The organism is Streptomyces sp. NPDC030820 (assembly GCF_055572075.1).
This window is the reverse complement of record NZ_JBVIEB010000003.1, coordinates 554,751-567,268: the sequence shown is the minus strand read 5'-3', so window position 1 is coordinate 567,268 and position 12,518 is coordinate 554,751. Positions and strand designations below refer to the sequence as shown.

6 protein-coding genes are annotated in these 12,518 nt (G+C 69.9%); 5 read left to right on the top strand and 1 reads right to left on the bottom strand.

Annotation, left to right across the window (positions count from 1 at the left end):
- Positions 1 to 45 precede the first annotated feature (45 nt).
- Positions 46 to 5,853 (bottom strand): AAA domain-containing protein, encoded by a 5,808-nt coding sequence (locus ACZ418_RS10880; protein WP_468360209.1) that lies wholly within the window; start codon positions 5,851 to 5,853, stop codon positions 46 to 48.
- Between the two features lie 361 nt (positions 5,854 to 6,214).
- On the opposite strand from ACZ418_RS10880, the gene ACZ418_RS10875 reads away from it, so the two are divergent.
- The 5 genes from ACZ418_RS10875 to ACZ418_RS10855 all read left to right on the top strand — a co-directional run bounded on the left by ACZ418_RS10875 (position 6,215) and on the right by ACZ418_RS10855 (position 12,321).
- Complete coding sequence (locus tag ACZ418_RS10875; RefSeq protein ID WP_468360206.1) at positions 6,215 to 7,054, top strand: hypothetical protein; 840 nt, start codon at positions 6,215 to 6,217, stop codon at positions 7,052 to 7,054.
- Between the two features lie 106 nt (positions 7,055 to 7,160).
- Entirely contained in the window at positions 7,161 to 9,707 is a 2,547-nt protein-coding gene (locus ACZ418_RS10870) for a GmrSD restriction endonuclease domain-containing protein (protein WP_468360203.1), read from the top strand.
- A 176-nt stretch (positions 9,708 to 9,883) separates the two neighbouring features.
- The gene (locus ACZ418_RS10865) at positions 9,884 to 10,351 is read left to right on the top strand and encodes a hypothetical protein (RefSeq protein WP_468360200.1); all 468 of its coding nucleotides are present in this window, start codon (positions 9,884 to 9,886) and stop codon (positions 10,349 to 10,351) included.
- 112 nt (positions 10,352 to 10,463) lie between these two features.
- Complete coding sequence (locus ACZ418_RS10860; protein ID WP_468360197.1) at positions 10,464 to 11,612, top strand: ADP-ribosylglycohydrolase family protein; 1,149 nt, start codon at positions 10,464 to 10,466, stop codon at positions 11,610 to 11,612.
- Positions 11,613 to 11,952: 340 nt separating this feature from the next.
- A complete protein-coding gene (locus ACZ418_RS10855; RefSeq protein WP_468360194.1) occupies positions 11,953 to 12,321 on the top strand; it encodes a hypothetical protein in 369 nt (122 codons plus the stop codon).
- The last annotated feature ends 197 nt before the right edge of the window (positions 12,322 to 12,518 follow it).

The window sequence follows — 12,518 nt, the reverse complement described above, 5'->3', positions numbered from 1 at the left end:
CGGTCCGTGTGACAGGGCCCTACTGCGCGAGTGCCGTGGCTCGTTTCAGGCCCGGATCTCCCGCACGACGACCGTGCGCGGCTTGCCCCGGGACGCGTCGTACGAAATCTCACGTCCGGCGGGCTGCCACATCAACGCGTGCCCGAGCGGGGAGGAGGGGGAGACGATGTCCGCCTCCTCGGTGGGCAGTTCGGCGACGGTGTACAGGTTGTCCTCGTCCACCTCGCCGTCGAACTCCAAGACGAGCAGCGCGCCAGGTATCACGACGTCCGGGACGGCCGGTTCCCGCACGACGCGGACGGTGTCGAGGAACGTCCGCAGGAAGGTGAGGCGCTTCGTGCGCCGGTCACGCCGGTCGCCCTGAGTCCTTCTGAGGAAGACAAGCTGCGCCGGGTCAGTTCCCTCAGGGGTCTCGTCAGGTGCGTCCAGGGCGGCCTGCAGCTGCTGCACCTCGCGGACCAGCCGGTGGAACACGGTGGTGGGGATCTCCCGGGCCGAAGCAGGCGCCGTCTCCTCGGCCGGACCGTGCAGCGACTCGCGCGGATCGGCCGGTGCCGTGGGCTCCGGCCGATCCGGCGCCGCCCGGACGAGTCCGGCGTCCGTGCCGGTGGCCGCGCTCACCGCGCTCTGCTGCTCGATCGCGAGGTCCTCACCGGCCGGCTCGGTCTCAGCGTGCTCCTCGCCGGCGGTGGCCACGAGCTCCTCCGGCTCCTCCCGCACCGGCTCGATACCCAGCCGTTCCAGCTCGGCCCAGAGCGGAGCCAGCGCCTGCTCACGGTCGAGGTGGAACCGGCTGCCCCGGATCCGGACGAACGTCCAGTCGACGCGTTCCAGGTCCCGCTGCCGGGCAGCCCCGGTGGAGGCGTCCTCGCCCTCGGCGAAGGCGTCACCGTCGCAGGCGACCGCCAGCCGGCGTGTGCCGCCCTCGACGACCAGGTCGATCGTGTGGCGGCCCACCTTGTATCCCGGGCGGACCCGATAGCCCCGCGCCGTCAGTTCCAGGTACACCTTCTGCTGGAACAGGCTGTCGAACGCTTCGTGCCGGACGTCGGGCAGCACCTCGCCCTCGACCGCGGTGCTTTCCTCCTCCGCGGGCCGGGTGAGGTGGTCGAGCCACCGTCTGCGCAGGTCGTTCTCGTGGAACTGCTCGACCCGCGCACTGTGGAACACCCACACCTGGTCCTGGGCACGGGAGGCCGCCACGTTGATCCGCTGCTCGTAGGTCTTGCCGTTGAAACCGCCCGGGACCGTGCCTGCCGCGGTGGTCGCCGAGTTGACGCAGGAGACGAACATGATGTGCCGCTCGTCGCCCTGGAAGTCCTCGGCGTCGCCGACCCGGATGCGCCGCTCCTCGCGCTGCTCGTAGTCGAGGCGCTCGACGAGCAGGTTCTCCAGCTCCGTCAGGTGTCCCTTGCTGGCGCGGAGACTGATGACACCCATGGTCCTGCCGTCGTAGGCGGGATCGGCGCAGCAGCGGACGATCGCGTCGACCAGCGCCTCGGCCTCGGCGGTATTGGTCAGCCGGGAGTTGGCGCCCAGGGCTTCGCCGTTCTCCACGTACACGGTGTGGACCGGGGGCAGCCGGTCCGCACCGTACTGCCGCAGAGGCAGCAGATCACGGTTGTAGCAGAGGTCGTTGGAGAAGGAGATGATCTCCGGCATGCACCGGAAATGCTCCTTGAGCATGAGCGTGCCGCGGCCCGCGGAGAGCGCTTCGGTCAGGTCGAAGAAGCTGGACTCGGGACCGAACAGACTGCGCACGTCCGGCTCCAGCGCGGTGAGCAGACGGTCCCTGAGGTGGAAGTACTCGTCCTGCTTCAGGCCGACGTTGGACGGGCTGACCTGCTTGCTGTCGCCGACGACGACCATCCGGTCGGCCAGCCAGCTCAGCAGCATGGCCTCCAGGCCCGACTGGCTGGCCTCGTCGACGATGACCACGTCGAAGATGCCGGGCCGGTCCATGGGCACCGTCTCGGCGACCTGGTGCAGGGGCATGATCCAGGCCGGCACCGCCGTCTGCGCCTTGCGCAGGGCGGCCTGGGCGTCGCGCCGGTAGCGGTGCTGGTACTTGCCCTTGATGCGCCGGGCGGCCTGCTGATACGCGCTGAGCGCCCGGGACTGGTCGCCGGTCAGCAGGCCGAGGCAGCGGTGCCAGGCGCGGGCGGCAGCGAGCCGCGCGAGCATGATGCGGGCTTCGTCGTCAGCCTCCGTCAGCCGCCTGCGCAGGGCGCGTTCGGCCTCGGGGTCGGTCAGCCGCTCCATGCGCTCGCGCCACGCGGACCAGGCCCAGGCCTCGGCGAGCGAGGGCAGCCTGGTGTCCCAGGCGGTGTCCTCGTGCGTGCCCGCGATGCGGTCGGCCAGAGCCGGAAAGGCATCGCGGACACGGGTGAGAGCCATGTCCTGTTCGGCGCGCAGCCGGGCGGCCTCGCGCACCTCGGCCATCTCGTCGCTGAACGAGCGGTAACCGTCGGGGTTCCGGTCGCGCACGGCGTCGAGGGCGTGCATGACCGCGGGTGCGACACCGGGCCGGTCGTTCCATGCCCGCAGAAGTTCCTCGGTGTCCGCGATGACCTTGCGGGACTGCTCGGCCGCGCGCAGGGTGGTCGCCGCGCGCAGCAGGGTTCGTACGGCGTTCTCGACGGACGCGTCGTGCCAGGTGGCGACGGCCAGGGCCGGCGAGGTGGCCGCGGCGGTCAGCACGTCGGTACGAGCGGCGGCGACGGCGAGCAGTGCGTCGAGCACCTCCGCGTCCTGCCGCAGCCGTGCGAGGCGCGGCCCGTGTCCGTGCCAGGCGGCGGCGGGGGTGCCCCACTCGGACTCCACCTGCGACAGGCGCAGTTCGAGCTGAACGCGGGCGAGGACGACGGCCGCCGTCGCGATGTCCTCCGGGGCCCGTCCGTCGACCCGTACGGTTTCCGCGAACGCGCCGACCGTTTTCGCCAGCTTGGAGCGCATGCCGAGGGGCCCGCGCAGCTTCTGGCCCTGGCCGAGCCCGTCGTGCAGGGTGGTGGCCTGGGCCAGCGCCGCGGCCGGTTCGTACTGCTCCAGGCCGCTGACCATGGCCGTGCCCAGGGTGGCGAGGGAGACGTCCACGGCCGCCAGTGTCTCGGTGACGGCGGCCCGGCGGCTGCGTGCCTGCCAGTCCTGGCCCTCGGTCACCTGCTTCAGGAGCGTCCCGGCCCAGTCGCCGGCCGGGGCGGCGAGGGACGCCGAACGGGCGCGGGCGGCGGAGAACGCGTCGAGCGCCGAGGACAGCCGCTGCTGTTCGGCTTCGCTGAGGCTCCGGACGGCCGTGTCGTACTCGGCGCACAGGGGTTCCTGGCGCGCGGCAGCATGCGCATGCTCGGCGGACCGTACGACGCGCACCGCGTCCTCGAAGTCGCCGGGGGCCGGCAGTTCGGAGGGGCCGGGCACGTCGGCCGCCAGGGCCTGGTGGTGCGGGGTGTACGCGCGGGTGGTGTGCAGCAGGCGCAGTGCCTCGTCGGCGGTCAGCGTCGGCTGCTCCTGCGGGACCGGGCCCAGCCAGTCGTACCGTTCCGCCTCCGCGGTGAGGCGCTCGGCGATCTCCTGGAGGCTGCCGCTGTAGTCGCCGATCTCCGCGTCGAAGCGATGGGTCTCCTGTTCGCGCAGCACGGCGAGGTCGCGCAACATGGCCTGCTGGGCGGCGCGGGCTTTGGCGAGGCGTGACTGGAGCGCTTTGATCTGCTTCCGGGATTCCTTCGCGTCGTATCCGGCGTACTCGCTGAGGATCCGCTGCACGGACGCCTCCAGCTCGCGCTGGGCGGCCGCGCCGTCCTCGGTGCGGCTCACGCACAGGTCACGGATGGATTCCGGCAGTTTGTCGCGCAGCACGCGCAGCGCGCGCGGGGTGTGGCTGGTGATGAGGACCCGCTTGCCCTGGGCGAGCAGGTCAGTGACCAGGTTGGCGATGGTGTGCGTCTTGCCGGTGCCGGGTGGGCCCTGGACGACGACCAGCCGGTTGGCGCGCAGGCGTTCGGCGATCGTGCGCTGTTCCTCGTTGGCCGGCAGCGCGAAGTACATCTCGCCGGTGTCGTTCGCCGTGCTGTCGTCCTCCGCCGCCGCGAGGTCCGCCGCCGTCAGCGCACCGTCCCGGCCCGCGATGTAACTGAGCAGATCGGTGGGCGGGGAACCCGCGTCGATCTGCCGGGCGATGGCCTTGAGCGCGTCCATGGTCGAGCGGCGGCTGCGCTCGCGCAGGACGAGTGCGGGGGTGAGTCCCACATGCGGGACGTCGAGAGCGCGCGGCTTGGCCCGCTCCACGCTCGGCGTGTAACTGCCCGCACTGTGTGCGGCGTTGGCCCAGCTGCGCAGAGCGGTGTGCACGGCGTCGAGGTGTTCGGGGTCCGTGACGTCCAAGGCGCCTTCCAGCACCTCGACGATCTCCTCTCGCACGGGTCCAGGAACGTGCTGGGCCCCTTCGAGCATGCCCTCCTCGAGTTCCAGGCCGGCTCCGGTCGGGTCCGGGGCGGCCGTGAGCGTGCCGGTCGACGGGTCCAGCCGGAGGGTGGCCCGGTGGGTGACGAGGTGCCGTTCCACCCGCTGCCCGGACGTCGTCTGCCAGGTCAGCCGCCCCAGTCCGAGGACGAGTTCATAGGCCTCTCCGAGGTTGGCGGCGTCCTCGTGCATCTTGTGCAGCCGGTCGTACAGCCTGACGACGGGGTCGATGGCGCCGCGTCGCTCCGCCCAGGCGAGCCATTCCTGCTCCCAGGCGGCGTACAGCTTCTCGATCTTCTCCCGCTGGGGGTGCTCGTCCAGCTCGTGGTAGGTCTTGTCGAGCGGTATGCCCCGCGACCAGTCGGGGAACTCGGGTTCGATGCGCCGGCGCAGATGCGGGGCGCGGGTCTGCTTGAAGTCCCGGATGCGGGTCTCGTCGACCCAGGGCGCGAGCAGGGGCTTGGGATGCGGTGCGTCCTCGCGTTCGGGGCGCGCGACGGTCAGCCAGGCCGGCTCGTCGGTGGCGAGGACGCCGTCGATCATCACCTCGACGCCGTCGTCGTCGGGCAGTTCGTCGAACCACACGGTGCCGGCCGCACCGTCGAGCGTGCGCACGGGGCGGGTCTTCGACTCCTCCGCCTCGGCGAGGAACCGGAAGATCTGCCGGACGCGTGCGGCGTCGAGCTCGTCGGCGGACAGCTGCGGTGCTTGTGACTGCGTGACCCGGCGCCCGGGTCCGGCCGGCTGGGCCGGGACGGCGTCGAGCGCGACCCGCCCGGCGCGCGGCTGCCCGGCTCCGTCGGCGGAATCGCCGAGGTCGCCCACAGGCGCCTTGCCCGAAACTCCGTCGGTGAGCAAGGCCTGCTGATGCTCACCGAACAAGACGGCCTGGTCGGACAGCACCGGCGCGGTGCGCGCATCGGCAAGGCCGGTGCCGAGGGAGGCCGGTACGGGGGCCGCGGCCGTGGTGAAGGTGACGCTCTCCCGGTCGTGCGCGCGCGGAAATCGGACCTCTATGTCCAGCTCGCCGGCGGTGCCGGCCGGAATGCTGTAGGCCCACGTCGCGGAGACCCTGCGCCCGTTGCGCAGCGTGCCCGCCAGCGCGTCGTCGAGCACGTCACTGCGGTAGTCCTGCACCTGACGGCCCGTCTTGCCGAACGGACCGCCGCGCACCAGCAAGGTGACGCCGTCGATGTCGAAGGGCCGCCCGGTGCCGTTGCTCAGGTGCAGGGTGCAGCGCACCAGGTCGTCGCCCGGCCGGTACCCGTGACCGTCGTCAGGACCGGCCAGTTCGTAAGGAACTACATCATCCACCCGTACGTACAGGCCATCACCGTACTGGTAGACGGAACCGACCGGCTGCAGACCGTCACTGCGCCCGCTCTCATCCTGGGTCACACGCCCCACCCCACTGCTGCTGAGGGCCATCCGGTGGCCCGTCCGGTGGACATTCCGCCCGGCCGCCCCAAAGCCCGGCCACAAGGCGCCCCCCGGCGCGCGAACTTGGGTGTGAACTGAGCACACGCGGCGAGCGTATCAGCAGGGCAGGACATCCGGCCCCGCCATGAACGCCTTACCGGCCCACATCACCACTGATGCGTGATCAATCAGCGACGTCAACCCGCCTGCGACGACACCATAGCCACCATCGCTCGCCCAATGGAATACATTGACTGAGTTCACAGAAAACCGGCAAGATGTTCTCGGCGTCACCCGTGCGGTATGCGTGATGCCACTCCCAGAGGAAGGTAAGCACGCCATGCACATGGAAGTGGTCGACGTCTCGCCCGAGTTGGCGGCGCACTGGCTCACGCGCAACACCAACAACCGACCTCTCAGCAAGACCACGGTGCAGCAGCTGGCGGGGCAGATACAGCGCGGGGAATGGCAGTTGACCCACCAGGGCATCGCCTTCGACGAGGACGACATCCTGATCGACGGACAGCACCGCCTCGCGGCCATCGTCAAGGCGGGTGTCACCGTGCCGCTGACCGTCGCGCACGGCGTTCCGCGCACCGCCTTCACCGTGATGGACACGGGCCGCAAGCGCACCGGCCGCGACGCGCTCGCCCTCGCCGGCGAGGCCAATGCGACCCACCTGGCGGCCGCCCTGCGCGGGCTGCACCTGTACCGGAACGCGCCCAACTCCTCGTGGAGCGGAGGATCGTCGGTGACGAGCAACGACCAGCTCCTGGATCTGCTCGGAAAGCACCCCGGCATCCGCGACGCCCTGCACCACGGCATCGCGTTGAACCGGGGGTGCCGTATCACCGTCACGGCGGCCACGATCGGCTGGTACGTCACCACCGAGGCCCGACCCGACATCGACCAGTCCGCCTGGGAGGAGGGGGTCGTCACGGGCGCGCGTCTCGAGCCGGGCGACCCGCGTCTCACTCTGCGCAACACCATGCTCAACCTGGCCCTGGGCAACGCACACCGGCGTCGCGACGACTCTCGCGAGCACCTGCTCTACTACCTCAAGGCGTGGAACGCCTGGGTCGAAGGCCGCAGCATCAAGCTGCTGCGCCGCTCCCCCAACGAGACGATGCCGCGCATCTCCAGCCGCTCGGCTCTGACATCGGCGGACAACAGCGCCTGAAGAGGCATAGATTCAACGCACAGCCGCCCCTGGCGCGAGAAACACCGGGACATGGATGGGCCGGGCCTGTGGCACTCGGCAGGGGGACACGCGGGAAAGGAGGCGCATGCGCGCCCAGGAGATCACCTTCCTCAAGCTCGTCCAAGGTGACAAGCAGTTTCAGGTCCCGCTCTACCAGCGCACGTACAGCTGGGGCAGGGATCAGCTCCAGCGGCTGTGGGAGGACGTCGGGGAACTTGTCGAACAGCACCTGGCCGGCGAGTCGGCGGCGCCGCACTTCCTCGGCTCGGTGGTGCTCGCACCGGGCCAGATCCAGGCGGGCGGGGTGCAGAGATGGCTGGTGGTGGACGGTCAGCAGCGGCTGACCACGCTGATGCTGGCCTTCACGGCGTTGCGTGACCATCTGAAGGAGACTGGTGACGCGCGGGGTGTGGACCGGGTGCACCGCCAGATACTGGTCAACGAGTTCCACGAGGGTGCGGATCATTACCGGTTGCTGCCCACGCAGGCGGACCGTGAGGCGTACACCGCCTGTATCCGATCCCGGGCCGACGCCGGCGGAGGCGACAACATCGGGGCTGCCTACCGGTTCTTCCGCGGTGCGCTGGCCGAGGGTCACGAGGCCGGCGACGAGCGGTGGACCGCCACGGTCGAGACGGTCCTGAAGGACCTGCTCTCCATCGTGGAGATCACTGCCGAGTCCGGGGACAACGTCTACCGGATCTTCGAGTCGATCAACAACACGGGTGTCGGGCTCAGTCAGAGCGACCTGTTGCGCAACTACGTGTTCATGCTGCTGCCCAAGCGGGGCGAGCGGATCTACCAGGAACTGTGGCTGCCCATGCAGCAGAGCCTCGGCCCGAAGAACCTCGAACTGCTGGTCTGGCTCGACTTGGTGGTGCGCGGCCACTACAAGACCAAGCAGAGTGAGATCTACCGCGAACAGCAGAAACGGCTCCAGCCGCTGGCCGGTGACGAGGACGCACTGCAGCACGAGATCGAGCAACTGGCCGAGCGGGCCGGGAGGTTCCTGCGCATCGTCGATCCCGCCCGTGAGCAGTCCCCCGCCCTCCGCGCGGTCCTGGAGCGGCTGGCCTCCTGGGGTGGCCAGACGCACTACCCGCTCGCACTGCACCTGCTGGATCTGCTCGCGGCCGGCCGGACGACTCCGGACGACGCGGCGCAGGCGCTCGGTTACGTTGAGTCCTACCTGGTACGGCGCCTGATCTGCCAGACGCCTACGACCGGCCTCAACCGGATCTTCATGGAGGCGCCGAAGGAGCTGGAGACCGACCGGCCCGCCGCCGAGGCGGTACAGCGGTTCCTCTCCGGCCGTCGCCGTCGCTGGCCGAGCGACGAGGAGCTGCGCGAGGCGATCCGCACCAAGCCGTTCTACTGGAGCGGCCGTCCTCCGCAGCGCAGCTACATCCTGCGCCGCCTGGAGGAGAGTTACCGTCCCTCCGAGCCGGTGGACTTCGCCAAGGCGTCCCTCAGCGTGGAGCACGTACTGCCGCAGCGACCCGCTCCGGCGTGGTTCGACCTGCTCGCCGAGGAGACGGAGCCGCACCAGACTCCGCAGGAACTGCACGACCTGCTGGTGCACACGCTCGGCAACCTCACGCTGACCGGTGACAACGCCAAGCTGTCCAACCACCCCTTCGAGCGCAAGCAGCAGATCCTCGAATCCAGCGCCCTGCGCATGAACCTCGAGATCGCCTCGGCGCAGCGCTGGGGCAAGGCGGAGATTCTGGCGCGTGCCGACCGCCTGTCCGAGCGCGCGGTGGACCTGTGGCCCGGCCCGATCGGCGGGGTCAAGCCGGCCGGTGAGGAGTCCCCGGGCTGGGCCGAGCTGCGGGCCGCGCTGGTGGCGATGCCGAGCGGCACGTGGACCACGTACGGCGATGTCGCCGAGCTGATCGGCAGCCACCCGGTGGCCGTCGGAGCGTACCTGGGCGGCAACTCGACGGTGATCGGCGCCTACCGAGTGCTCACCTCGGAAGGCAAGATCTCCCCTTCCTTCCGCTGGGCGGACGGCGACGACCGGCAGCCGCCGCAGGAACTGCTGACGAGCGAGGGTGTGCGCTTCGACACCTGGGGCCGGGCGCACCGTTCGCAACGCCTGACCGCGGCGGAGTTGGCGACGCTGCTGGGGAAGGACGTGGCACAGCCACCGGCGCACGATCCGCTCCCCGAGGGCGAGGACGCGGCGGCGGCCGAGCGCTTCCGCGCGCAGCTGCGGGAGAACTGGCCGGACGCGCACCCTGGTGTCATGACGGTCCTCGACTTCTGGCGCCGGCAGGGCGGTTACGTCAACTACGGCCGTCATGAGGAAACCAGTTGCTTCCCGATGCTGGACGTCGGCACGAGCCATAGCCCCCACCTGCTCTGGCCGATCGTTGTCTATCCCGTGAGTGGCACGGTCGAGGTGGTCTTCCAGTACCTGAAGTCCCGCACCCCCTTCGACGACACCGAACAGCGCCGGGAGTTGCTGAACCGCCTGAACAAGATCGGCGGCATCGAACTGCCCGAGGCGAAGCTGGAGCTGCGTCCGTCCTTCCCGGTGAGTGTCTTCGCGGAGCACGGTGAAGAGATCTGCGAGGTGCTGGACTGGTTCGTGGGGGTGGCGGCGCTGGATCTGGCGCAGAGGGACTGAATGCGGTCGGGAGTGTCGAAAGGGGGACATCACTCGTGCGGCTTTTGAACGACCTCACGCTGGTCCGCAACGACGGAACGCGCAGAGAGAAGACAGGCACGACCTGTTCCGGCGTGATGTCGCGGGCGAACGCCATCGAGTGGGAGCTACGGCTCCCCGGGCAATCCACGCTGACAGTGCATGACAATCATTGGGCGAACGGCGAGCGGGATGTGGTGCTCTACAAGCCCACGGTCGTCCCGGAGATGCCCGCAGCCCTCTCCAACCTGCACAACAGGCTGCGTTCGGGGGTCTCCACCACTGTGACACGTGGGGAACTGCGCATCATGGTGTTCCCCACGTACGTCGACACGCAGGACAGGCCACGGATCAAGAAGTCCCTCACGACTGCTCACCTCGCGGACGAAGTGGGGTGGCACCATCTCAGAGAGCTGACCGCTCGAGAAGGTGTCAGGTTGGAGGCTGCTTTCGACCGACCGGATCTGCCTCCGGTGGACCTGGACGACCCGCAGGACGAGAAGCCCTTCCAGCACGCCTTGTTCTTTCCCGCCGCCGATCACGAGACACCGGTGGCCGCGTTCGTCTGCTTCCGGATCGTGCCCGTGCTGCGGCACATCGGCTGGCTGCCGCCGGACGACGACTGAGGGACCGAACCCCGGCTTCTCCGGAATCCGACGGTACGGTGTGGGCAAATTCGGCGCACACCGTGCCCTCAGCCGTCCGGCCTACCGCACACCGCCGACCGCATGGAGCCCTATGGCCAGCCAGCACATACCCAACCCGCAGGCGGAATTCCTGAAGGAGAAGAGCGCGGTGTCCCGGGTACGCGGACTGCTGCTCGGCCTAGCCCTGGGGGACACCCTCGGCGCCGCCCGGGGCAAGTTGCCGGCCGACGGTCCATTGCGAGCCGGGGTCAGCACCCAGCTGGCCTGCTTCACCGCCGAGGGAACCATCCGCGCTCTCGTGCGCAGCGACCACAAAGGGATCGGGCCGTCCTCGGGGGTGGTGTGGCACGCCTACTGCCGGTGGGCCGCCCTACAGGGGATCGAGGTCGAGCGGATGCGGCGCCGCTGGGCCGGGGGCCGCGCCGACAAGATGTGGCCGGACGGCTGGCTCGCCCAGGTGCCCGTGCTGGCCGCGCGGCGAGGTTCAGCACCGGCAACCGTGGCCGCCCTGTCCAAGATCGAGCAGGGCACCGTGGAGAGGCCGACGACGACCAGCCGCGGCTGCCACGCGCTCACCCGTACTCTTCCTGCCGCTGTGGTAGGCGCCGCATACGGCTCGAAGGCGTCAGCGCAGTGGGCCCGTGAGACCGCCGCCATCACCCACGGCGATCCGGCCGCGCAGTCCACGGCGGCCCATGCGGCCGTGCTCGTCGACCACTGCCTGACCAGCAGACCCGAGACGCAGGCTTCCTTGTCCGGCAGGGAGCCTCGGGTGCGGCAAGCGCTGATGGACGGCATCCATGCCCTTTCCCATGCCGACCGCGACCTGACCGCCGACGAGCACGACCGACTCATCACGCCCCTACGGCAGGCCGAGGACCAGCCCGCGGACGCGGGACGGCTCGCACGGCTCGCGCCGGACGCCACCGCGCCCTCGGCACTGCTCGGCGGCCTGTACGTCGCCGCCTCCTTCCCCGACCGAGCGCAGGTCGGCGCCGCACTGCGTTTCGCCGCCGGGGCGCCGGACGGTGACTCGGTGGCCTGCGTGGCCGGCGCGCTGCTCGGAGCGGCGCACGGTGTGGAGGCGCTGCCCGTCGATCTGATCAGCCGCCATGAACTGGCCTGGGTCCTCGACACCCTGGCCCGCGACCTCGTCGCGCAGCTCACCGACTACCCCAGCGGCAGCGAGTACATCAAGGGGTGGGACCCGCACTGGTGGAACCGCTACCCCGGCTGGTGACCCGCCGGCCGGCGTCCCGACTGCGCTCGTCGAACAAACCTCGTCGAACAAACGGCGACGGCCCCCTGTGTTGGAGCTGGTGAGGCTCCGGGGGCCGTCCCTTGAGAGGAGAGAGTGCTCACGAGCAGGCCCTCGTGATCATCGTACACGAGGCATACCGCGAAGACGCCGAGGAGATTGGCCGGCCAGGAAGCCAGCTGACGCAGAGTCGAAAGCATGTGGCTCATGTACTGAGTTCACAAGTATTCTCGACTCAGATCGGCGCTCAAGCTGTCCATCGCCGCGCAGGAGGCATAGGCTCACCTTGCACAAGGCGGACGGTCGGGGAGGGGACCCGCGCATGCGGAAGGGCAGTGTCGAGTACGAACAGGCGTTGGACGCCCTCGTCGGGATTCTGCAGGATCGGGCGCGCCAAGGGGCCGAACCTCTGCAGTACGGCCAACTGAGCAGCGAACTCAGGCGGCTAGGCCATCAGGTGCCGCCCCATGAAGGCCCGCTGCCTCACCTGTTGGAGGACGCGTCCGCCCAAGGAAGCCCGGACGGATCACTGCCCCTGCTGTCGGCACTGGTCGTGCTGAAGGATACGGGCATGCCGTCCGGAGGCTTCTTCAAGTTGGCCCGCCGTGCCCCGTACCGACGTCCCGGCGACGACGTGCGGTTGTGGGTCGACGAATTGAAGGCTTTGGCGGAGCATTACGCCGACCGCTGACACGTTCGGCGTCGACGCCCTGAGCCGCACGTACCCGCCGTACCGCTTTTCGACCTGCACCGGGCCTGCTCGTTTCCGGCGAGGTCCGCGCGGGGTCCACGCGGGGTCATGCTCGTCTCCGAGTACGTCAATGTGCCGCCGGAAGCGGACGGTTGCTTGCCGAGGATCACCCGCCCGTCCGGATCGTGAGCCACCGG

Coding starts and splice junctions, on each gene's coding strand:
- ACZ418_RS10870 (WP_468360203.1), top strand. CDS start 7,161: ATGCGCGCCCAGGAGATCACCTTCCTCAAGCTCGTCCAAGGTGACAAG.
- ACZ418_RS10875 (WP_468360206.1), top strand. CDS start 6,215: ATGCACATGGAAGTGGTCGACGTCTCGCCCGAGTTGGCGGCGCACTGG.
- ACZ418_RS10860 (WP_468360197.1), top strand. CDS start 10,464: ATGGCCAGCCAGCACATACCCAACCCGCAGGCGGAATTCCTGAAGGAG.
- ACZ418_RS10855 (WP_468360194.1), top strand. CDS start 11,953: ATGCGGAAGGGCAGTGTCGAGTACGAACAGGCGTTGGACGCCCTCGTC.